The following is a 20163-nucleotide window of genomic DNA, read 5'->3' on the forward strand; positions in this document are numbered from 1 at the left end:
GGGGGCTAGAAAGTGAAGGACAGGGTGCGCAGGCCGGCGCCGGTGACGTGTGTGGTCACGGCCACCCCGGAGTAGTCGGGAATGTGCAGCACACCGTCCGGCAGTTCGCCGGCATTGGGCCCCACGGCCACGGTCCGGACGCCGGCGGCGATGCCCGCGGCGATGCCCGCCGGGGCGTCCTCGAACACCACCGCGTCGGCCGGGGCGACACCCAGCAGGGAGGCCGCCCGGAGGTATCCCTCAGGGTGGGGCTTGCCCCGCATGACGTCCTCCGATGTGACCGAGACGGCCGGGACGCCGATCCCCGCGGCTGCCATCCGGACCCCGGCCAGGTCCCGTGACGCGCTCGTCACCAGCGCCACGGCATCCGGCGGCAGGCTCGCCAGCAGCTCCGGCGCGCCGGGAACCGGAACAATGCCCCGGGTCTCGGCCAGCTCCATCCGGCCGAGCTCGGCCGCGAGGGCCTGGATGTCGGAACCGGCCGGAGCAAACCTGCGGACGGTGTCCATGGCCTGGACGCCATGGGAGGAGCGCAGGATCTCGCCGATGTCCAGGCCGTAGCGGGCCGCAAACGTGGTCCACACCTGCTCCACGATGCTGGTGGAATCCACCAGCGTGCCGTCCATATCGAACAGGACGGCGCGGGCGGTCAGGGTGGTGGTGCCGGAACGGGATGGAGAGCTCATGCCTCCATCCTGCCGCATGGCCCCGGGTCAGCCTGCCGCGCGGAGCCTGCCGGGATCAGCCGTTGGGCCGGTAGGGGATGTACTGCACTGCCCACTTGTTGCCGTCGGGGTCGGCGAAGTGGACAAAGTGCCCCCAGTCCTGGATGTCGACGTCGCTGACGTCCACTCCGTTGTCCTTGAGCTGCTTGTGCGCGGCCTGGATGTCGCTGACCACAAGCTGCAGGCTCGGTGCGGTACCGGGCGGGGCGTCGTTGAGGCCCTCGCCGATCGCAATCGAGCAGCCGGAGCCCGGAGGCGTCAACTGGACAAACCGGAGGCCCTCCATGGGCCGTTCGTCGTAGTCGGCGTTGAAGCCCACCTTATTGACGTAGAAATCCTTGGCCCGGTCCACATCGGACACCGGCACAAACACGAGTTCAAGTTTCCAATCCATGGCGCACAGGCTAGCGCGGTCCGCGGCGACGCGGAAGGGATCCTCCGTGTTGCGCCTCGGCGGCGCCGCTCCTAGCCGGCGATGCCGTAGAGGCGGTCTCCGGCGTCGCCCAGGCCGGGCACGATGTAGGACTTCTCGTTGAGCTTCTCGTCGATCGAGGCCAGCACGATCGTGACGTTGGCCTCTGACAGCTCTTCCTCCAGCTTGGCCAGGCCTTCCGGGGCGGCAAGCAGGCAGATGCAGGTGACGTCGGAGGCGCCGCGCTTGAAGAGGAACTTGATGGCCTCGCGCAGGGTCCCGCCGGTGGCCAGCATGGGATCGAGGACGAAGATCTGCCGGTCCGTGAGGTCCTCGGGGAGGCGCTCGGCGTAGGTGATGATGTCCAGGGTCTCTTCGTCGCGGGCCATGCCCAGGAAGCCGACCTCGGCCGTGGGGACCAGCTTGGTCATGCCCTCGAGCATGCCCAGCCCGGCGCGGAGAATGGGGACCACCAGCGGGGTGGGCTTGGTGAACGCGGTGCCAACGGTGGTGCTGACGGGGGTCTCGATGGTCACCGGTTCGGTGCGGACGTCACGCGTGGCTTCGTACGCGAGGAGCGTGACAAGCTCCTCGGTGAGCTGGCGGAAGACCGGGGACGGGGTGTTCTTGTCCCGCAGAACGGTGAGCTTATGGGCGACCAGCGGGTGGTCCACAACGAGAGTGCGCATGGGTCAAAACTATCACCCGGATGCTGAAGACCGTCCCGCGGGGCCGGAGGTATCGGCGTCGTTCGTCCCTGCCTGTGCAGTGCCGACGGCACTGCCTTTGGTGGCGCCGTCATGCAGGTGGGCGGGATGCTCAAAAGTCGGCGCGTCGCCGGCGTGTTCGCGGTGCCGGAGCACGTGGAAGAGCCGGTGGGCCAGGATCACGATCCCCACCCACGCCAGACCAATGACCCACCCGACGATCACATCGGTCATCCAGTGATGGCCCAGGTAGACCCTGCTCAGGCCCATCGCGACGATGAAGATCACACCAGCGGCGATCAGGGCGATCCGGGCGCCGGTCCGCTTGATGTGCAGGCAGGCCAGGTACACCACGAGCGCGATCACCACCGTGGTGTTCAGCGTGTGGCCGCTCGGGAACGACGGCGAGTTCTCGTAGGGCGGCACGGCGTCGGCATGGTCCGGGCGGGTCCGGCCGATCAGTTTCTTGCCCAGGGACGTGGCCGTCACGGAGACCGCGGCTGCGCCGCCGATCAGGATCAGCGGCCGCCACGACCGGGAGGTGTAGATGAGCACTGCCGTGAGGATGCTTGCCAGGATGGGCATCCCGATGCCGCCGCCGATGTTGGTGAATCCCGTGATGAGCGCGTCGAGGCCGGGGTTGCGAAGCTGCTCCATGAACGCCAGCGCCGGCTTGTCCAGGTTCGCCAGGCCCGCGTCGTCCACCACGTTGTCGTAGACCTCGGCACTCGTCAGGGCCAGGATCACCACCACCACGCCGCCGATCAGCATGGTGATCCACAGCGCCGCGTAGGGCACCACCCATTTGCCCCAGCGCTCCGTCAGCCAGTTCTCTGTTCTGGTGGTCACGGCCGTCTCCCGAATATTTGACTATTTGAACCCGTGGACTGCGCAGCCGGGCTGAACAGCATGCTTAGGATCGAAACTATCATTGACCCATGACTTCCCCGGAGCCGCGCCATGCCCAGTGGATGGGCCTTGCCCTGGTTGAGGCCCGGAATGCCCTGGCCACCGCAGACGTGCCGATCGGCGCCGTCGTGATCGGACCGGACGGTTCGGTGCTGGGCGCCGGGCGAAACGAACGCGAGGCCCTGGGGGACCCGACGGCCCACGCCGAGATGGTCGCCATCCGGGAGGCCGCCGCGCGGTTGCGGGCGCACCGGGCTTTGGAAGGCAAGGGCGACGACGGCTGGCGGCTGGAGGACTGCACCCTGGTGGTGACGCTGGAACCCTGCGCGATGTGCGCTGGAGCGATCGTCCTCGCCAGGATTCCGCGGGTGGTGTTCGGTGCCTGGGACGAGAAGGCCGGCGCCGCGGGTTCCGTGTTCGACATCCTCCGCGAGCGCCGGCTCAACCACTGGGTGGAAGTGGTTGCAGGCGTCCGTGAGCAGGAGTGCGCAGCGCTGCTGCGGGACTTCTTCGCCGGGCACCGCGCCTGATCCGTTCCGGCTAGCCTGCGCCGCCGGCAGATGACGCGCCGGCCGGTGACGCTGAGGCTACAGCGGAAGCCGCGAGCCCATCGATCCGCTTCTGCCGGGAGGCCGGAGAGTCCAGGCTGAAGGCCCGGAAATCACCGAGGTCCTCGCGGATCCAGGCTTCCACCTCGGCGATCCGCTGCGTCACCGCGGGCGTGGGGCCGTGGAACAGCCAGGGCACGATCCGTTCCTGGGCCGGATCGTATTGCCAGAGTCCGATGATCCGGCCGCGGTCCAGGATCGGGTGGTCCGGGAGATCCGCCTGCAGCGCGAGGGACCCCAGCGCCGGCTTGTGCAGGTCCTCCTCGGCCAGCAGGTCCGCCGCGTTGCGGCGCAGCAGGAACAGGGAATCCGTTCCTGCCAGCAGCTGGATCTGTTCCCCCGCCGGCTCCTCGAAGGCGGAGAGGCCGCCGAGGTCCTCGGGCAGCATCCACAGCGGGTCCGCGCCGGCGGCGGCATGCGACCCGGCCATTGCTGTGGACAGGGCGGTGGGCACCTCGACGGCGCCGACGGCGGCGAGCGCCGCCTTGCTTTGCGCCACGGTGAACCCCGTGAACCATTGCGACTGTTTGAAGGTGGCTCCGCCGGTCCAGCCCAGGTAGCGGCGGATCAGTTCGGTGCGTGCATCCTCGTCGTCAAGATCGCTGGGCGGCAGGCCCCATGGCTGGTAGGCGTAGCGCTGCTGGTCCAGGCGCCCGTTCGCCGGGACCCGGCGGATCCGTCCGTCGGACTGCAGGATCCCCAGGGCGGTAGGCAGAGTGGTGGTGGCGCCCTTCTTCTTGCCTTCCTCCCCCAGGTTGCGCACTGAATCGCCGAGCTCGTCCTTGAGCTGCCGCGGATCCATGGGCCCCTCCGCCTCGGCGAGGGTGTGCAGCACCTGCTCTTCCAGCAGCGTGATCTCGCCGCGGTCCACGCCGAGCCGGCCGACCACCTTGAACGCGGACTCGGCCGCGTCCCTGCCCAGCTGAAGCGCCCAGGCGAAGTCTTCCCGGCCCAGGACGTAGGTGCAGCCGCGGGCGACCGGAAGTTCCAGGATCCGGTGGGCGAGGACGTCGGCGTCCACCTTTTCGCGTCGGATCCCGGCGCGGGCGAAGAGCGTGAGGTAGGGGTTGGCGCCGCCCACGGACCGGGCCCAGCCTGCCCGGGCGAGGACCTGCTCCGCAGTGCAGCCGGCCAGCGAGCCATCCAGGCCCTGCCGGTGCCAGGACCATGCCCGGAGCCGCTCCGGGGTCAGGCTCTGCGCCTCCGGCAGGATGACGGGCTTTTCTACCGACGGCGGTTGCGTGGCGACAGGGTGGGTGCTCATGGGCTCATTCTCCAACAGCTTCTCTGTCAGCGGTATCAAGAAGCCGTATCAACCCGCGCCGTATGGTTTCTGGGTGCCTCTGTTTCACCGAGTTCCGCGGTTTCCGCGGTTTCGGTGGGTTCCGTCGGTTCCGTCGGTTCCGTGGACAGGAAGCCCAGAACGGTCCGGGCGGTGGCGTCCCAGCCGGGCAACCGGCCCCGGGCGGCCGCTGCCGCCTCCCGCCAGCGGTCCCTGAGGCCGGGGTCGTCCAGCCAGCGGCGGAGCAGGTCCGCCAGCGGAGCGGGGTCCGTTCCGAGCCCGACGGCGGCGCCCGGCAACCCGGGCGCCGGAAAGTCCGGCGGGCTGTCCGGCGTCGGAATGCCGGCCGCCGGCGGCCCGGGCCGGGTGCCGGCGGCAAGCGCCTCGACGGCTCCGGTGCCCTCGCGCACCACCACGGGAATGCCGCGGGCCAGCGATTCGGTGACCACCAGGCCGTAGGTTTCGGCCCGGGAGATCAGCAGGCTGAGATCGGCCGCATCCCACTCAGCATCCAGTGCCGGGCCCCGGAGCTCGCCCGGGATGCGGACCCTCCCGGCCAGGCCCAGGCGTTCCACGGAGTTCCGGAGCTGCGCGGCGTAGGCCGGATCGGCGGTGTCCGAGCCGATGAGGGACGCCGTCCAGGGCACATCCGTGAGCCGGGCGAGCGCGTCCAGCAGGAGCGACTGGTCCTTGTTCGGCAGCAGGGCCGCCACGGCGATGAAGTGCGGAGCGCCGGTTGACAGGCTGCCGGACGCGAGCGGCGCGGGGGCGGTCCCGGGCAGGGCCACCCGGAGGCCGTCGAGGCCGTGGCGGGCGCGGATGCCCGCCGCGGCCGAACCGCTCGTGCAGATGACGCCGGCAGCGGCCCGCAGGGCCCTGCGTTCGCGCTCCGCGTGGTCCGGCAGGGGCATATGAAGCAGGATCCAGACCCGGACCCCGGCCGCGGCAGCCGCTTCCAGCTCGTCGGGCGCACCGCAGGCGAGGAGGCTGTCGACCACCGTCACCGTGCCCCAGGTTGCGGACCCGGCAGTTGCAGGGCCGCCGCCCCCGGCCCGGCCGCCGTCGGGCCCGGCGTGCAGCAGCGTGGCCAGGCGCCGCCGGTCCCCCGCGCTGCCTCCCGGCCAGTCGCCGTCGAGCGGGCAGGTTTCCACCGCGGCACCGAGGGCCGCCAGTTCGGCGGCGAGCGCCGCGTTGTAGACGTTGCCACCGGAGTTGTGCCGGACGTTGCCGGGCACCACAAGACGGATACGAGGGCTGGCCGGCGGCATCAGCGGGGCCTAGCGGGCGTCGAAGTCCAGCGAGTAGCTGGCCCAGGCATCGGGCGTCTCGCGCAGGGTGACGTCCAGCCCGGCGAGGTCGCGCCCGTCGTTGCCGACGCGGATCTGGGCGGCGACGGCGTCGGCGATGTACCGGGCGAGGGCTTCGGTGGTACTCAGCTTGCCGGAGAAGTCCGGGTGCTCGTCGAGGTTCTTGTAGTTCAGCTCGTCCAGAATCTCGTCCACCGCGTCCCCTGCCGCGCCGATGTCCAGCACAATCGCGTCGTCATTGAGCTCACGACGGCGGAACGTCACCTCCGTGACGAACGTGGCCCCGTGCAGGCCCTGGGCCGGGCCGAAGACCTCGCGCGGAAGGCTGTGGGCGATCATGAAATTGCGACGGACGGTCAGACTAAACACGGGCTACCTCGTGGCTTCGGTGGGCTGGTCGGCGGATTTGAACTCAGTGGGCTGGTCGGCGGATGGAGCGTCCCAGGACGGGTATTCGATGACGTGGCACAGGGCGTCCAGGTTGCCGTCGGCGAGGCGCTGGACGACGCCGGGGAGCTCTGCGAACGTCGAGGAGCCGGTCAGGAAGACATCGAAGACCGGATCCTGCAGCAGGGACACGGCGAGCGCGAGACGCTCGGCGTTGGTGCGGCGGTGCCGGCGGGCGCGGGCCACCATCCCCACCTGGCTGGCGCGGATGGACAGACGGCGGGCGTGGAAGTCCTCCCCCAATGGGAGGGAGATTTTCCGGTCGGCGTACCAGGACATTTCGATGATGTCGCCGTCGTCGCCCACCAGCTGCAGGCTCCGTTGCAGTCCTTCCTGCGAGGCCGAGCAGTGGATCACGATGTCGCAGTCCGGGAGGGCATCGTCGGGGTGGCTGAAGTCGACGCCGAGTGCGTCCGCGAACGCCCGTTTGGCGGGGTCGACGTCGATCAGCTGCAGCCGCGCGAGCGGAAACCCGGCCAGGAGCTTGGCCACCATGCCGCCGACCAGTCCGGCCCCAATCACAGCAACCCTGTCGCCCAGGCGGGGTCCGGCCTCCCAGAGGCCGTTGATCGCGGTTTCCACGGTGCCGGTGAGCACCGCGCGGCGGGCCGGGACGCCGTCGGGAATGATGGTGAGGGCTTCGACCGGGACGATGAAGCGGTCCTGGTGCGGATAGAGGCAGAAGACGGTCTTCCCGGCCCAGCCCTCCGGTCCGTCCTCGACCACCCCCACGGTGAGGTAGCCGAACTTCACCGGGTACGGGAAGTCCCCCTCCTGGTTGGGGGCCGCCATCGCGTTGGCGACGCACTCCGGGACACTCGCGCGGTGGACTACCAGTTCGGTGCCCTTGCTGATGCCCGAATACAGGGTCCGGACCAGTGCCTCGCCGGGTCCGGGGGCGGGCAGGTCCTCGCTGCGGAGCTCGCCTTGTTCGGGGCCGACGGTCCAATAGGCGGTGGCCGTGGCGTGCTGTTCAGAAGTCGTCATTGTGCTTACGAATCTAGTGCCCGGGCTGTTCGCGGGGAAGGGCGGCGGGTTCCGGCGAGTCGGCGGGCGGGTGCCGTTGGGGCTCGTTTTGTGGATGGGCGCCTTGCTCCGGTACCCTAGTCAGGTTGGTGACGTGTCCGAGCGGCCGAAGGTGCAACACTCGAAATGTTGTTTGGTGTAAAAGCCAACGTGGGTTCAAATCCCACCGTCACCGCCATGTAGCGAGGCCCTTGCTTCCCTTTGTTTACAAGGGAAGTAGGGGCCTTTGCTTTGCCTTGAATGGGCCCTTTGGCAAAGAATTGGCAAACCTTCCAGCGCCACGGGAGCCCAGCCGCCAACCTTGCCCTACAGCCCAAGGGACAGAGGCAGTCACGGCATTCCCCGGCAAGAATGCATTTTTCTCCTGCATGCAGGTCAAAATCGACCGATTTCTTGCCTTGATATCGATAGAATCGGTCGAGCCTTCTTATACGCCCGGGAACCCGATGAACAGTGCACGCAGTCTTCTCGCCCTTTTTGGTCAATGGGAAGTACCACAAACTCTAAGCGCCATGTCTGTAAGAGGAGACGGCGATCCGTTCAACCCCAGTTTCTGGGCGGAACATCGACGTGGACTTGACTGGCTCGCCGATATTCAGGCCGCTCTGAATGCGCTGGCAGATTCCGGAACCGATGTATCCGTTTACAGGAAAAAAGTCCCTTCCTGGTATCAGGGGCTCTTCGCTATAAGCACGGGCTGGACCACCGCAGGCAAAGTCCCTCTGGTCGATGAGGCATCTCTAGACCTTCTTCAGTCGCTTGCCACGACTCTTGACCTGGTGCAGTGGGAACCTGCTTTCGGCGATAATCAAGCCAACATTTTTGAGACCTTGGTTCACGCAGAAGACCTGATCCGGGGCGATGATTCCCTTCTCGTGCCCACGCGGCTGTATCTCCTCCAACTGATCCAAGAAGTACGTTTCACTCTCGATAATCTGCAAACAAGTGGCGGCGCGCCCGCTAGATCTGCGTCCATGCAGTTGGTCGGCGCGCTGACGACGACAGCAGCGACTGCCGAAACACCAGCGAAACGGGGCGCCTACTTCAAGGTCGCCGTCGAGTTGGCCCGGACGACTGGAACAGCCATCACAACGAAGGCAGTGGAAGCTGGAATGGACTGGATTCACAGTCTGACCCAGTAGACCTAGCCTCGGTTCGGATCGCACGTAGGCGGTGCCCGCTGGCGGAGCTTCGCGTGTGGGGCGTCGATGCAAATAGGATTCATGCGTGATGAACAGTGATGAGATGTGGCTTCTACAACTATGGAGCGGCACCTTCGGCGCAACGATTGGCGCCGTAGCAGCTGCTGTAGTGGCATGGATGGTCGTCGGGCGGACCAACAGGCATCAGTCAACGCTGGCTAAGGAAGCGCTGGAGCTGCAAGCTGTATTGGCTGACGCGGCACTAGAGGAGCAACGTCTTCAGTCGGCGGCAGCTTTAAAAGCCCAGAAGGACACCCTGACACAGCAGCTCCGGGATCAACGGTCAGAAGCCAGCAGGGACAGGATGATTGTCGCCGTAACAGACATGATCGCTGCGGTGCACCAAATGAGTATTGAATACCGGCGCGACCGTGAAACTCTGCTTGCCAACTACCGTCAGGCATATTCGGCGGCGCACCGTTGGGCCATTGAGGACGCCGGCGAGCTGGACCTCATCCTGCTGCTTGCGTGGCCGCAGTGGTTGTATGACCTGAGGATGGCGGCAGACGCAGACCACGAGAACGAAGCCGCCAGGAACGCGGCGTTCGACGCCCTACAGGGCGCAAGCAGCCGTTTTCAGGTGTTGGCCAGCCAATGGCCGAACGCGACGGGGGATCAGCGGAGGAAGATCAAGGACAACCTCGCGGGGGCTCTTCTCATGAGGATTGCCAGTAGTTCGAAGGCGGCTGAAACTCCAGCCTGAGTCTCGTTCTCATCCTCATGAGATTCGTTGGCTCTGGGCAAGACGCCCTTCCAAAGCCATACCTCCCCTGGGTAGCCCCGAGCCTACAATGATCGCGCGGGACACCCGGTAACAACTTAGGGACAGCAGCCAAAACGCCGTCAGGCAACAGGGCCAGGGTGCCCAGAGCCCTGCGACGGACAAGATGGACCCCATAGCCGGCCGCGCCAACTGACGCCCGAAGGCAGTGTCTGCGGAGCCGTAGTGTCCGGCCCGGCAGCCGGAGGTTTCCCGGGCCGCCTTCGGGGGCCGGACTTCGAGCGGCCGGCGCCGATTCACTTCGTTGTCACCGGCGGCTGTTAGGATCCGGGCATGGATGAACTGTTGCTGGGACGGGATCGTGCTGCTGCACGCGATCTGTCGGACCAGTCCGGTTTCGACGCTGGCTTCCTTGGTGTGCCGGTGCCCATTCCGACACTGGAGGGCGTCGAGTCCGTCCTGCTCCCCTACACCCACTTTTCTGTGCTCATGCGACTGGACAAGCGCCTGGCCGCCGTTACTGCGCTCGGAATGGACGGCACCAAAATGATCGATCTGGACCGGTCCGGGATCCCGTGGAGACTGGATCCGCGGTTGCGCGCGGACCAGCAGACGGGCGAGACGGTCTACGCCCGTAACGACATCGACCGCGGCCACCTCGTCCGCAGGGCATCAGCAGTTTGGGGCGACACACTGGCGGAAGCCGAACGGGCCAACGCGGACACTTTCCATTACACGAACGCAGCCCCGCAGGCGGCCGAGTTCAACCAGGGAATGGACCTCTGGCTCGGGCTGGAGTCCTACCTGCAGGACAACGCAGCGGACAACGGCCGGCGGCTCGTCGTCTTTACGGGCCCGATCTTCAGTGACACCGACCCCGTCTACCGCGGTGTGCAGATTCCGCTGAAGTTTTTCAAAGTCGCCGCATTCATGCACCACGGCTCCCTCGCCGCCACCGGATACGTCGTGGACCAGACACCCCAGCTGGCCGACCTCCCGGACGTACCCCGGCCTGGAACACTGGACGAGGCTCCCCCGTTGGGTCCGTTCCGCACCTTCCAGGTACCCATCAGAGATATCGCAGTGCTGACCGGACTCGACTTGGAACAACTGACCGCCGTGGACCGGATGCCCACTGCTTCAACCCTGCCCACCGCCGGCGTCGCTTCAACCTGGCGGCGACTGAGAACACCACGGGACCTTGATCTCGACTTCGAACTAGACGAGTAAGAGTACGGCTCTTTCGGAAGTTTTTGCGGGCTATCAGCAGCTTCGATCGCCGCAGGTCAGGGCTATTTTTTGCTGTCATCAGCTGTCGCAGGTTGTCATCCAATCTGCGGAATAGATGCGTGGTTCGGTGACAGTCTCGGGGGTGCCCAACCCGCTGCGCAAGGTTGCCCGACGGGGACGTGCAACTCTCAAGACAGGGGAACCGGAGCCCCATCTGTAGTGCCGGAACTGGGTGCTCCCTCTCCGGGACCCTCCCAAACGTCGGCGGGCGCGCCGGGGCATTTCGTGCGCCAAGGCGTACCGGGAAGATCACGGGCCTAGCCAGTACGGCAGGTTAACCCGAGCCTTCTTGAAATGCCGCCAATCCTCTATGGGGTGTGTTTGCAGCCGTTACGACTTCGATTCGTGTCACCGAGCAAAACCCGGTGACACACAGCCATAATCAGTTGGTGGCAGAAGACAAGAAGTTTGACCCCAAAGCCGTTATCAAAGCGGGCTACACCAAGGCGCTTGAGGCGCAGTACCCACTAGCTGTAGCGAACGTTGAGCGTCTGCGGCGAGTTCATCCCAGCAAGTCTCCCGCAGAACTCATCTCCTACCTGAACATGTGGTATCTCGGTGCGGTCACAAGCACTGGCGCGGCGGCGGGTGCGGCCGCCTTCATCCCAAATGGACTAGTGCAAGTTCCCGTCGCGCTGGGCGAAATGATTTCGTTCTTGGAGGCATCGGTCTTCTACACGCTGTCCGTTGCTGAAATCCATGGTTTGGACGTCGACGACGTTGAGCGACGTGCATTCCTAGTCACAACTGCCCTCCTAGGAAATTCTGTCGCCACGATCACTTTGGACCCGCTGATCGACCGCACAGCGCCATATTGGGGAAAGAAAGTTGTCGAGGCAATTCCCATGTCGGTCATCAATAGAGCCAACAAAGTCCTCGGACCGCGATTCGTTACCAAGTGGGGCACGAAGCAGGGCGTGCTAGTACTGGGTAAACAGGTCCCCTATTTCATCGGGGCTGGTATTGGTGCCGGCGGAAACCATCTGTTTGGGTGGTCCATAATCAAGGCCACGCAGAAGCTTCTTGGACCACCCTCGATGTCGTGGGATGACTCCAGGCGAGCACAAAATGCCAGCACGTTTGGCTAAGTTTTTAGGAGTGTCGCCAAGCCGGGTTCACTGTAGCGGGCACGTCCATGCGTTGATTTAGATGCCTTGCGCGCAGGTTCATCCCCAAACTTGTCGCGGGCCGACAGAGTTCGATGCAAGGATGGCTACGGGCGAAATAGCTCGCCCCGTGCACGGCCGCAAGTCGACGCTGGTTCCCGACACACGGCTAAGGAAGGTATTGAGGAGTTCATATGACGCCACCCAACGTCACCATGCAGGAGAAGTTAAGCAACTATCGCATCTTCCTAATTTCTGCTGTTTTCACCGCCGCTGGGTTGATTGGATTGATCCTCGTTGCGTGGCACCTTCCCGTCGACAAGAACCCGTTTTGGTACCCGTTGCTCTCCAACCTCAGCGCGGTCGCGTTGACAACGGGCGGTCTCGGTTTCCTTTGGGACTTCGCCGGCCGACGCAGCCTTATCCGTGAAGTCCTCGATCACGTGGACCTATCCGAGGAAGTAGTCCGGGCTGGCATCACGAAAGCGGCTAACAGCGTGGAACAGGTTCCTTGGGTTGACCTGTTTGCTGGCAGTAGCACCATAAAGATCCACCTTGCCTACGGAGGAAGTTGGATCGGTAACAATGCAGCCAGCGTCCGCAAGTTCGCCCAGAACAAGCGAAACAGGTTGGATCTGTTCCTGCCTGACCCTGAGGACGAAGTAATCGTTGCGTCGCTGGCACACCGTTTCGCTCGTGACCCCGCGGTAGTCCGAAGCCGCATCTTAGAGGCAGCTTCTGAAATGCTCGATCTTGCAAAATCGGCCACCGGTACGATCAAGGTTCATTTCCGCACGGGTCAGCCGACGCATAGCTTTTACCAGTTCGACCAGAAGTTCGTCCTGGTCCTGTACCCTCACACCGGTATCCGAACCACCGAGACTCCTTTCCTAATTCTTGAGAATGGTACTTTCGCGAGTTTCGTTAAGGCCGATTTTGAGGCTCTCAGAGGCCAAAGCACAGAGGTCGAGGCAAGCGAGATGACCAGACTAATCGGGGTCGGGGCTGGGCCATTGCCCATCCACGACGAGCTATGATTTCATTGCCGGTTCGCATCGTACGGGAGGACCTCACCGAGGAGTTCGCCGACTCTGCTATGAGAGCAGAACGTGTCGCTTGCGACATCGAAACGACCGGTCTGGACTGGGCGAGTGACAGGATCGCTACCTGTCAGATTCATGTCGCCGGAATCGGAACGGAAGTCGTACAGCTCCAGGACGGGAAGCCTGAGCGCATTCTGACGTTGATTACCTCATCCTCGCTACAGAAGGTATTTCATCACGCTGCGTTTGACCTTCGCTTCATGCGCTGGCAGTGGGGATTCAAGGCGCAAAATGTTGCTTGCACGAAAGTTCTCGCCAAGATTCTAGGACCCGATAAGCCGTCGGACCACTACAGCCTTAAATATCTGATGGAACTCCATTTGGGTGTCCGTCTGGACAAAAGTCTGCAAACTTCTGATTGGACAACGCCTTTCCTAAGCGAGGAGCAGTCCGCCTACGCGGTGGGAGACGTCTCAAATCTGCTACCCCTTATCGATTGCCTGACGGAACGTGCGTTGGACCTCGGCTTGAGCAGTGTGATGGACGCGAGTTTCGACTATCTAACCACCCGCGTCGAGACTGACCTCCGACGTTGCGGAGACATCTTCTCCTACTGACGACTTCCGGGTGGCAGTAGCTGAGTTGGCACCTGCAGGGGTCAAGCTTGCCCAGGTTTCTGTTGAGTACCTCTGCTTCACCGGGTCAGTGTTCATTGACACGAAGAACGGGGTCGTCACCGAGCATGCGACACCCGCCCGGAGCTATTCTCTCTGGGACTTTAGCTAGCGCCCTTGGGAATGACCCAATTAGCGTCCTCGAACGGTCACGACTCGGAGTTGCGGTCAGGCGTCCTTGAATCGTGAAATGTAGTCCGCCATCCCGGGTACGGTGAACGCCACCCGACCGAGCGCCGGCGGGTAGATAATGCCCTTGCGGATCAGCGAGGAGCGGGTCATCGTCATCGAGCTCTGCTTCTTTTGCCCCCTAGTGGCCAGCTCGGCGGTGCTGGACCCCTCGTCGCCGTCGACGGCCATGAGCTGTAGGTAGGACTTTTCGGCCTTGGACGCCCTCTCCCAGCGGGACGGAAAGAAGCCTTGGTCAAGCTGCTGGCGGCCGATCTCCACCGCAACCTGAGCATCGCTGAGGGTGATGACCTTCTCGGGTGCGGTCTCCCATGCGGCGTAGCCGTATTCCTGCAGGAAGTACGGATAGCCGCCGGAAGCGTCCAGGAGCAGGTCTCTGGCGGCCGGCTCGAAGGATGCGCCGAATTTCGCGGCGGGGACAGTCAGTGCGGATTCCGCCGCCGGGCGCGGCAGCGGGCCGATGCTCCGGTAGTTGAACAGCCGCTCGGCGTAAGAGCGGGATTCGCTGAGAACAGAGGGGAGATTGGGCAGGCCGGCACCGGCGATGTAGAACGGCCATTCCCGCTGGTTGGCCAGATGCTGCACGCTGAGCAGCGCCGCGACCAGGGGCGCGTCCAGGTCCTGCATCTCGTCGATCACGAAGACCAGGCCCGACCGATTCTCTGCCAGTGCGGTGCACAGATCCTCGACGAGCTCTTCCAGGTCAACCTCGATGGACCCCGAGTCCGCGCGGCCGCGGCTCAGTGCGACGCCGATGTCGATACCGGTAACCCCCAGTTTGGCGGAGAAGGAAGCCACGCTGCCCAGGGCGGATTTCAAAGTCGCTCCGGCACTCCTGTTGTTGAGCTTTCGCCCCGCCTGGAGGAGGTTCCTTGCCAGCTTCGCCCTGACGGCGTCCGGGCCGCCGTCGGCGTCCCGGCCTTCAAGGGTGACCACCATGAAGTCCGCACGTTCGGCCTGGCGCCGGAACTCGTTCAGCAGCACGGTCTTCCCCACACCCCGGAGCCCGTGCAGGACAATCCCGCGGTCCGGTCGACGCTGCCGGGCCTTGGCCATCAGCAGGTCGAACGCGTCCACCTCGTCCTGCCTGCCAGCCAGCTCCGCCGGACGCCGGCCCGAGCCGGGCGAATACGGGTTCAGTGCGCTTTCCATATCCGCAAGCATAAAGCCATATCCAAAAAAATGGATATTAGTTTATGAGGTCTTATGGAGACTCTTCGATCGGAGCTAGAGTCCGCTGCTGCCCTTCCATTCCTCGGCCGTTACGCGCTTGATGCTGGCTGACTGTGCCCAGCCCAGGTGGTACTTGCCGGACACGTCCAGCCACTCGATCAGACCGTAACTATGCGACCAGGCCACGGCCTTGCCGTAAATCCCGTTGACGCACACCAGGGGTCGGCCGTACTTCGGGAAGTCCCGGATCGGCGAGCTGTCGTCCATCGGGCGGACCTTGTCGGCGTCCAGGCGCGCCATAATCCGGTCCATGTCCTCGGGAGAGCCTGCCTTGATCACGCCTCAATGTTAGGACGAATGCGGGACATTTATCGAACACATGTTCTCCACAGACCTATGCACATGCGAACAAGCCTTCGATTGACGGGGATGCAACATCAAAGTGGCGACCGCCCGCTAAGGTAAGGGCTCGTCTAGCGGACGCTACTTTCCGTGGGCTGCGGCCAGGACTTGCGGTATCTGCGCCAACGAACCCACCCGACTGCTGCAGGATAGGCCATACAGAAGTCCGCGATCAGGAACGAAACGAACGCGACCCCGCCGGGATTGACAATGCTGCTGATCGTGAACACGACCACGCACGAGGGCTGTCAGTGAAGCCTGGCCCCGAGGCTACTGGAGAGCTTCCGGGACGCCGAATCGCCTCCCAATGAGTATGCGGACGGCCGCCTCTAGGGGCTGATCTTCCAGCGCAACGCCCTCGTCCCCGTAACGAATGCCCCCGGTTCCGTCGGCCACGGCCTCGATGTCAAAAAGGTTGAGGACCTCGGCGACGCGAAACCGAGACTCGATGGGGGTCATTTGGCGGGACACACGAACTGGAATGGCGCTGAGCGCGCGTGCGACCTCAGCATCCGATTCAATCATTTGAGAGATTCCCCCTGGGTGTCCAGACGGGATTTCGGTGCAACCCCGGCCCCTGTTCGTGCACTCTGGCACGAGGCCTGCCATTGCACAAGGGACCCTGATCCAAATGCTGGAGTACCCACCACCCTCAAGGCTTGCTTACGAATCGTGTCACGGCCCCGCGTCGTACGCGCAGCGCTACTTGCCCCCTGTCCGATTGATGAATATGACACTACGATTAGAGCGTAAAAAACGTCATGAAAATACGAGAAGGAGGGTTGACCATGACCACTGCGGAGCACCCAAGCCCGGCTCAGATGCAACTGCTCAAGGAACTGGATGACCTTCACGTCGCTCCGGAAGCCGTCCTCGACCAGCTTCATGCCTACGCAGCAGCCAGGTCACACCTGAACCTTCCGGACGTCGTTCCTGGCGTCCGTGTGGCCCACGGAGCGGCAAAGGCAACGATTCTTGACCCGGGCGAACTCAACAGCCTCGCAAGCGCGGTGTGGGAGGGTGTCCACGCCCTCGGAGCCGCCATGGCCACGACTCCCGTGCCGGTCTCCCCGCAGACGGCCCGGAGTCTTCAGGCTGCCGAGAACATCTGGCGCAGCATCGCCCGGGAATTCGGCATGCCCACGAGCGTCGAGGTCGCTGAACTTCTTGGGTCCAGGAAGCCGAACCGTTCCATGGCATCCGGGCTGCGCAACGAGGGAAGCATCGTCGGCATCATGCGGGGGAACTCCTATCGTTTCCCCGGGTTCCAGTTCGACGCCGACAAAGCCGCCGTGGTGACAGCGATGCCGAAGCTCATCGCCCTTGCCAGGGAGAATGAGCGTTCCGACGAGGACCTGGTGTTCTGGCTGACCTCCCCGAGCAGTTTCTTCCACGAGCAGGACCGGCCCGTTGACCACCTGCATGAAGAAGACCGGGTGCTGGGGGCGGCCAGGGATCAGTTCGAGGGCACTTGGTGAGCGCTGGCGGCCCGGTGACACCGGACCCGCCAGCGCCCTTCAAGGCCCGGACCATCGTGATGCGCCGTAAGACCCGCATGTACCGCCTGCACGACAACCGGTTCAGGACGACGGAATTCAACCCCGGACCCAACGGGACGGGACGATTCCACTTCTTCGGCACACCGCAGGTTCCGGTGCTCTATACGGCCGCGACCGAGGCTGCTGCCGTCGCTGAAACGCTGCTGCGGAACATTCCCGCAACCGGAGGGCACATCTCCTACGGCGACTACGAGGGCAAGGTCATGGCAGGCCTTGAAATCAAGCGGGAGGTCCGCCTGGCGTCGTTCCTGGGCACCGACCTGCGTGCCCTGAAGGTAGCTCCCGACCAGCTAACGACAACATCAGGCGAGAACTACCCGCAGACCCGCAAATGGGCAGAGGCTGCGTACGCCGCCGGCTTCGACGGTATTGCCTGGATGTCCCGGCAGGACAACAGCGATCGCGCCTACATGTTCTTCGGCGACCGTGTGACCGAGGCCGACTTTGAGGTGGTGCCAGCCAGTGGCCGGATCTTCGCCGTAGGCCCGGACCGGGACTGGCTGGTCGACCTCTGCGCACCGATGCATATTGAGGTGCTGCCCCGTTCCCCATAACCGGGGGCCGCAACTCCACACGGTCTTCGTACGGTGCGTGCGGAGTGGACGGCTAAGTTGCAGGTGGCTTGACCCCTGCGATGGCTGACGGGGGGCATTTGGATGGCCCTGTCGGACCGGGTGGACGCTTAATAAGCCGATCGGCGCCCACTTCACGCCCGGCGACATTACAACGTCCTCCCAACTGGACCTTTCAAGCAGGCGTCGTGGCAAGATGACACCCATCATGGACAGCAAATTGCGGCGCGCCCCTGACGCGGAATGGGTGTTGATGTACCGGCTCGGGCTGAGCCGAAAACGCATCGCTGAGCTGGTGCGCGCCGAACCCGCCACAGTCGGTTACCACTTGGTCATCGCGCGCCGGAGGGACCCCGAGCTTGAGGCGGCACATGCGGCCGCCGTCGGCACCAAGTCTGGCGTCTCCCCCGCGGGACTTGCCCGCATGGAAGAGATTATCGCCTGGATCAGGGCCGAAGCCAGGCTCCCCCGGGACCGCTCCGAGGACAAGAAAGAACGGTCTATGGCCCGGTGGCTCTCGGACCGACGCCGCGAAGCAGCCGAGGGGACCCTCGACCCGGCCCACCGTGACGGTCTGGCCCAGATGCCAGGGTGGCAGAAAAACCGAAGGGAATCCGAGGACGAAGAACGCTGGCACCGCCGCCTCGCCCAGCTCGCGGCCCACCGCGAGGAAGGCCACGACTGGCCCCGCCACAAGGACTGCGATTCTGAGCGGGAACATACCCTAGGCGTGTGGATCCACACCCAGCGGTACAAACACCGCCGCGGCGACCTCGCTCCCGACAAGGTCAAGCTCCTGGACGGCGCCGTCCCCGGGTGGCAGACCGGCAGGACCCGGGGCCGCCCACCCCGGCGGTGACGGGGAAGGCTTCGCCTCCGACAGTGGAGCCCCCAACTATTTCCAAGAGATCGCGCCGGATGTTACATCCACGGTATGTGGTCGAGACTTCGATGAGCAGCAGGGCGTTCGTCGCTTGGGCGGCCTAACGGATCTGCGCCTTCAAGACATCTTGGTCGGGTAGGAACTAGCTCCGAAATCCGCTCGGCTGGAGTTCTCAGGGGCTGTAGGGGGCTCGAAGCTGATCCCGAGGAGGCCGCCCACGGCGGGCTTCCTCGCAGTATCAGTTCTAAATCCGCTCGGCCGTCTGCTCGTGCGCTGCGCCGACCGTTGCTAACAACGTAAACGACATGGCGGTCACTATGCTGTGGATTGCGGTTCACCCCGAAACCCCATCAAACCGGCAGTAACTAGACTAGAGTAGGTCAGGCACGACTACATCCGGTTTGCCGAGTTGGAGGACGACATCGTCATGTCCGAACCTTGGTTGTCAGCCGACGACATAGCCGGTCACTTGGGCGTCACAAAGGACACGGTCTACTCGTGGATCTCCGATAAGGCGATGCCAGCCCACAAAGTCGGCCGCCTCTGGAAGTTCCAGGCCAGCGAAGTGGATGCGTGGGTCCGCTCGGGCGGCGCTGCTGTGTCGGACGAGACGATCCCGCCGAGCTGACCCAGCCCGTCCAGGACCAGTGCCGGACGGTTCCTACAACTTTGATCGATTTTGCCCACAGGCCCGGAGAAGGTGCACATGATGACAGACACGCCTCGGAGTTCCCGCTACGCGCTCTCGTTCACCAGCGGCGCCCTTCTCGCCACCGAAGCGGCGCTCGTCGCTCCCGTGTACCTGCGTAACCACGACTGGGTGTCCACGCGCGTCCAAGTCAAAGATGGCAATCTGCTCAAGAGCCGCGTTGCCAATTCGGCCACGCGGCTCCTCGGTGCTCTCATCCCACGACTCCAGCACCTCAGCGACGCCGAGCTCCGGATCGTCGCCGATGGTACGTCCACCGAGCGCGGTCATCTGATGTGGGCTGCTGCTTGCCGCCGTTACGGTCTGATCGGTGAGTTCGCCGAGGAGGTGCTCCGCGAGCGGTTCCTCACCCTCGCAGGCTCGGTGTCCTATGAGGAGTACGACTCCTTCTACCGCGCCAAGGCCATGTGGCACGACGAGCTCGACGAGGTCACCGACCTCTCGTACAAGAAACTCCGGCAGGTGTTGTTCAAGATGATGGTCGAGGCGGGCCTGTTGACCAAGCAAGGCCGCATCGAGCCCGCACTCCTCTCTTCCCGCGTTGCCGAATGCCTGAACCAGCGCACGCCGAGCGACATCCGCTTCTTCCCGACGAGGGTGGCCTGACGACTGTGCAACACAAGACCACGCTGGCTCAGCAGGAGGAGCATCTGTTCAAGGTGCTCAGCAGCGAGCGCTTTCTCAAGATGGAGGGCCTGGGCAAGGAGGTGGCCCACTTCATCTACGACTACGACCCGACTTGGGCGCTGGATGTCGCTCAGGCGAAGAAGCGCATCATGACCAAGCTCGACACCGAACAGGGCGTCAAGGTCTTCGAGCTCAACCTCTTCGACCTCTGCCTCGATCTACTCAAGGAGCGCAACGTCTGGGAGCGGGTTCTCGCGGTCGAGCCGACGATGGACAAGCCCGACTTCCTCAAGATGCTCCAGAACATGCTGGACCCCCAGCTGCATCTGGCGCCGGCGATCAAGTCACGCATCGAGGCTGAGTCATTCCAGATCCTCTTCCTCACGGGCGTCGGCGAGGTGTTCCCGTTCGTGCGGTCGCACGCCGTGCTCAACAACCTGCAAACCGTCGTCTCGGACAAGCCGATGCTGATGTTCTTCCCGGGACGTTACGATGTTTCGGCTACGCAGGGATCTGCGCTTGTCCTCTTCGGCCAACTCAAGGACGACTCCTTCTACCGCGCGAAGCGCATCCTCGACCAGGAAGCATGA

Annotated in this window: 24 protein-coding genes and 1 tRNA gene; 14 read left to right on the top strand and 11 right to left on the bottom strand. The window is 64.2% G+C overall.

The genetic code is table 11. The features are described 5' to 3' along the window. Nucleotides 1–5: 5 nt before the first annotated feature. From AC1DBX_RS06315 to AC1DBX_RS06330, 4 genes are all read right to left on the bottom strand, one after another. Nucleotides 6–686 (bottom strand): HAD-IA family hydrolase, encoded by a 681-nt coding sequence (locus AC1DBX_RS06315; protein WP_476870975.1) that lies wholly within the window; start codon nucleotides 684–686, stop codon nucleotides 6–8. Between the two features lie 55 nt (nucleotides 687–741). After that, a complete protein-coding gene (locus AC1DBX_RS06320; RefSeq protein ID WP_476931312.1) occupies nucleotides 742–1119 on the bottom strand; it encodes a glyoxalase superfamily protein in 378 nt (125 codons plus the stop codon). Between the two features lie 71 nt (nucleotides 1120–1190). Further along, on the bottom strand, nucleotides 1191–1826 hold the full coding sequence (gene upp, locus AC1DBX_RS06325) for a uracil phosphoribosyltransferase (protein WP_018774274.1): 636 nt from the start codon (nucleotides 1824–1826) through the stop codon (nucleotides 1191–1193). A gap of 12 nt (nucleotides 1827–1838) precedes the next feature. Then, entirely contained in the window at nucleotides 1839–2693 is an 855-nt protein-coding gene (locus AC1DBX_RS06330; RefSeq protein ID WP_476931313.1) for a phosphatase PAP2 family protein, read from the bottom strand. An 89-nt stretch (nucleotides 2694–2782) separates the two neighbouring features. On the opposite strand from AC1DBX_RS06330, the gene AC1DBX_RS06335 reads away from it, so the two are divergent. Then, nucleotides 2783–3283: a nucleoside deaminase gene (locus tag AC1DBX_RS06335; RefSeq protein ID WP_223914411.1), complete on the top strand. Its 501-nt coding sequence runs from the start codon at nucleotides 2783–2785 to the stop codon at nucleotides 3281–3283. A 10-nt stretch (nucleotides 3284–3293) separates the two neighbouring features. Here AC1DBX_RS06335 and AC1DBX_RS06340 read toward each other — a convergent pair whose 3' ends face one another. Genes AC1DBX_RS06340 through AC1DBX_RS06355 form a run of 4 tightly spaced genes read right to left on the bottom strand, consistent with a single transcriptional unit; the run spans nucleotide 3294 to nucleotide 7384 of the window. Continuing rightward, nucleotides 3294–4625: a DNA glycosylase AlkZ-like family protein gene (locus AC1DBX_RS06340; protein ID WP_476931314.1), complete on the bottom strand. Its 1332-nt coding sequence runs from the start codon at nucleotides 4623–4625 to the stop codon at nucleotides 3294–3296. A gap of 35 nt (nucleotides 4626–4660) precedes the next feature. Continuing rightward, entirely contained in the window at nucleotides 4661–5911 is a 1251-nt protein-coding gene (locus AC1DBX_RS06345; RefSeq protein ID WP_476931315.1) for a glycosyltransferase, read from the bottom strand. Nucleotides 5912–5920: 9 nt separating this feature from the next. Next, nucleotides 5921–6319, bottom strand: coding sequence for a 6-pyruvoyl trahydropterin synthase family protein (locus tag AC1DBX_RS06350; protein WP_230010077.1), 399 nt, complete (start codon nucleotides 6317–6319; stop codon nucleotides 5921–5923). Between the two features lie 3 nt (nucleotides 6320–6322). Next, nucleotides 6323–7384: a zinc-dependent alcohol dehydrogenase gene (locus AC1DBX_RS06355; RefSeq protein ID WP_476931316.1), complete on the bottom strand. Its 1062-nt coding sequence runs from the start codon at nucleotides 7382–7384 to the stop codon at nucleotides 6323–6325. 127 nt (nucleotides 7385–7511) lie between these two features. On the opposite strand from AC1DBX_RS06355, the gene AC1DBX_RS06360 reads away from it, so the two are divergent. The 7 genes from AC1DBX_RS06360 to AC1DBX_RS06390 all read left to right on the top strand — a co-directional run bounded on the left by AC1DBX_RS06360 (nucleotide 7512) and on the right by AC1DBX_RS06390 (nucleotide 13402). Then, nucleotides 7512–7601: transfer RNA gene (locus tag AC1DBX_RS06360), tRNA-Ser, on the top strand. A 190-nt stretch (nucleotides 7602–7791) separates the two neighbouring features. After that, entirely contained in the window at nucleotides 7792–8565 is a 774-nt protein-coding gene (locus AC1DBX_RS06365; RefSeq protein WP_476931317.1) for a hypothetical protein, read from the top strand. 85 nt (nucleotides 8566–8650) lie between these two features. Continuing rightward, complete coding sequence (locus tag AC1DBX_RS06370) at nucleotides 8651–9328, top strand: hypothetical protein (RefSeq protein ID WP_476931318.1); 678 nt, start codon at nucleotides 8651–8653, stop codon at nucleotides 9326–9328. Nucleotides 9329–9679: 351 nt separating this feature from the next. Further along, nucleotides 9680–10576: a DNA/RNA non-specific endonuclease gene (locus AC1DBX_RS06375; protein WP_476931319.1), complete on the top strand. Its 897-nt coding sequence runs from the start codon at nucleotides 9680–9682 to the stop codon at nucleotides 10574–10576. A 449-nt stretch (nucleotides 10577–11025) separates the two neighbouring features. Beyond that, nucleotides 11026–11724 (top strand): hypothetical protein, encoded by a 699-nt coding sequence (locus tag AC1DBX_RS06380; protein ID WP_476931320.1) that lies wholly within the window; start codon nucleotides 11026–11028, stop codon nucleotides 11722–11724. A 212-nt stretch (nucleotides 11725–11936) separates the two neighbouring features. Then, a complete protein-coding gene (locus AC1DBX_RS06385; RefSeq protein WP_476931321.1) occupies nucleotides 11937–12779 on the top strand; it encodes a hypothetical protein in 843 nt (280 codons plus the stop codon). Next, nucleotides 12776–13402, top strand: a complete 627-nt coding sequence (locus tag AC1DBX_RS06390; protein ID WP_476931322.1) for a 3'-5' exonuclease family protein — start codon at nucleotides 12776–12778, stop codon at nucleotides 13400–13402. The genes AC1DBX_RS06385 and AC1DBX_RS06390 overlap by 4 nt, the downstream gene beginning before the upstream one ends. A 225-nt stretch (nucleotides 13403–13627) precedes the next feature. Here the strand turns inward: AC1DBX_RS06390 and AC1DBX_RS06395 are convergent, their stop codons facing one another. The 3 genes from AC1DBX_RS06395 to AC1DBX_RS06405 form a co-directional block, all read right to left on the bottom strand. Continuing rightward, entirely contained in the window at nucleotides 13628–14800 is a 1173-nt protein-coding gene (locus AC1DBX_RS06395) for an ATP-binding protein (protein ID WP_476931323.1), read from the bottom strand. Nucleotides 14801–14875: 75 nt separating this feature from the next. Further along, entirely contained in the window at nucleotides 14876–15160 is a 285-nt protein-coding gene (locus AC1DBX_RS06400; RefSeq protein WP_476931324.1) for a hypothetical protein, read from the bottom strand. A gap of 333 nt (nucleotides 15161–15493) precedes the next feature. Then, nucleotides 15494–15748, bottom strand: coding sequence for a hypothetical protein (locus tag AC1DBX_RS06405; protein WP_476931325.1), 255 nt, complete (start codon nucleotides 15746–15748; stop codon nucleotides 15494–15496). 263 nt (nucleotides 15749–16011) lie between these two features. Between AC1DBX_RS06405 and AC1DBX_RS06410 the strand changes: the two genes are divergently transcribed. The 6 genes from AC1DBX_RS06410 to AC1DBX_RS06435 all read left to right on the top strand — a co-directional run bounded on the left by AC1DBX_RS06410 (nucleotide 16012) and on the right by AC1DBX_RS06435 (nucleotide 20163). Further along, nucleotides 16012–16701, top strand: a complete 690-nt coding sequence (locus AC1DBX_RS06410; RefSeq protein ID WP_476931326.1) for a hypothetical protein — start codon at nucleotides 16012–16014, stop codon at nucleotides 16699–16701. Next, a complete protein-coding gene (locus tag AC1DBX_RS06415; protein ID WP_476931327.1) occupies nucleotides 16698–17336 on the top strand; it encodes an RES family NAD+ phosphorylase in 639 nt (212 codons plus the stop codon). The genes AC1DBX_RS06410 and AC1DBX_RS06415 overlap by 4 nt, the downstream gene beginning before the upstream one ends. Nucleotides 17337–17562: 226 nt before the next feature. Further along, nucleotides 17563–18213 carry a helicase associated domain-containing protein gene (locus AC1DBX_RS06420; RefSeq protein ID WP_476931328.1) on the top strand — a complete coding sequence of 217 codons (651 nt, stop codon included), beginning with the start codon at nucleotides 17563–17565 and terminating at the stop codon, nucleotides 18211–18213. A 451-nt stretch (nucleotides 18214–18664) separates the two neighbouring features. Continuing rightward, nucleotides 18665–18865: a helix-turn-helix domain-containing protein gene (locus AC1DBX_RS06425; protein ID WP_476931444.1), complete on the top strand. Its 201-nt coding sequence runs from the start codon at nucleotides 18665–18667 to the stop codon at nucleotides 18863–18865. 78 nt (nucleotides 18866–18943) lie between these two features. Beyond that, complete coding sequence (locus AC1DBX_RS06430) at nucleotides 18944–19552, top strand: DUF1819 family protein (protein ID WP_476931329.1); 609 nt, start codon at nucleotides 18944–18946, stop codon at nucleotides 19550–19552. Beyond that, nucleotides 19495–20163 carry a DUF1788 domain-containing protein gene (locus tag AC1DBX_RS06435; protein WP_476931330.1) on the top strand — a complete coding sequence of 223 codons (669 nt, stop codon included), beginning with the start codon at nucleotides 19495–19497 and terminating at the stop codon, nucleotides 20161–20163. The genes AC1DBX_RS06430 and AC1DBX_RS06435 overlap by 58 nt, the downstream gene beginning before the upstream one ends.

The organism is Arthrobacter sp. 10N44_2, assembly GCF_056394385.1.

Excerpts from the sequence above, each read along its gene's own strand:
- AC1DBX_RS06315 (WP_476870975.1), bottom strand. The coding sequence starts at position 686 with ATGAGCTCTCCATCCCGTTCCGGCACCACCACCCTGACCGCCCGCGCC.
- AC1DBX_RS06320 (WP_476931312.1), bottom strand. The coding sequence starts at position 1,119 with ATGGATTGGAAACTTGAACTCGTGTTTGTGCCGGTGTCCGATGTGGAC.
- upp (WP_018774274.1), bottom strand. The coding sequence starts at position 1,826 with ATGCGCACTCTCGTTGTGGACCACCCGCTGGTCGCCCATAAGCTCACC.
- AC1DBX_RS06335 (WP_223914411.1), top strand. The coding sequence starts at position 2,783 with ATGACTTCCCCGGAGCCGCGCCATGCCCAGTGGATGGGCCTTGCCCTG.
- AC1DBX_RS06340 (WP_476931314.1), bottom strand. The coding sequence starts at position 4,625 with ATGAGCACCCACCCTGTCGCCACGCAACCGCCGTCGGTAGAAAAGCCC.
- AC1DBX_RS06345 (WP_476931315.1), bottom strand. The coding sequence starts at position 5,911 with ATGCCGCCGGCCAGCCCTCGTATCCGTCTTGTGGTGCCCGGCAACGTC.
- AC1DBX_RS06355 (WP_476931316.1), bottom strand. The coding sequence starts at position 7,384 with ATGACGACTTCTGAACAGCACGCCACGGCCACCGCCTATTGGACCGTC.
- AC1DBX_RS06365 (WP_476931317.1), top strand. The coding sequence starts at position 7,792 with ATGCAGGTCAAAATCGACCGATTTCTTGCCTTGATATCGATAGAATCG.
- AC1DBX_RS06375 (WP_476931319.1), top strand. The coding sequence starts at position 9,680 with ATGGATGAACTGTTGCTGGGACGGGATCGTGCTGCTGCACGCGATCTG.
- AC1DBX_RS06385 (WP_476931321.1), top strand. The coding sequence starts at position 11,937 with ATGACGCCACCCAACGTCACCATGCAGGAGAAGTTAAGCAACTATCGC.
- AC1DBX_RS06390 (WP_476931322.1), top strand. The coding sequence starts at position 12,776 with ATGATTTCATTGCCGGTTCGCATCGTACGGGAGGACCTCACCGAGGAG.
- AC1DBX_RS06395 (WP_476931323.1), bottom strand. The coding sequence starts at position 14,800 with ATGGAAAGCGCACTGAACCCGTATTCGCCCGGCTCGGGCCGGCGTCCG.
- AC1DBX_RS06405 (WP_476931325.1), bottom strand. The coding sequence starts at position 15,748 with ATGATTGAATCGGATGCTGAGGTCGCACGCGCGCTCAGCGCCATTCCA.
- AC1DBX_RS06410 (WP_476931326.1), top strand. The coding sequence starts at position 16,012 with ATGACCACTGCGGAGCACCCAAGCCCGGCTCAGATGCAACTGCTCAAG.
- AC1DBX_RS06420 (WP_476931328.1), top strand. The coding sequence starts at position 17,563 with ATGGACAGCAAATTGCGGCGCGCCCCTGACGCGGAATGGGTGTTGATG.
- AC1DBX_RS06425 (WP_476931444.1), top strand. The coding sequence starts at position 18,665 with ATGTCCGAACCTTGGTTGTCAGCCGACGACATAGCCGGTCACTTGGGC.
- AC1DBX_RS06430 (WP_476931329.1), top strand. The coding sequence starts at position 18,944 with ATGATGACAGACACGCCTCGGAGTTCCCGCTACGCGCTCTCGTTCACC.
- AC1DBX_RS06435 (WP_476931330.1), top strand. The coding sequence starts at position 19,495 with ATGCCTGAACCAGCGCACGCCGAGCGACATCCGCTTCTTCCCGACGAG.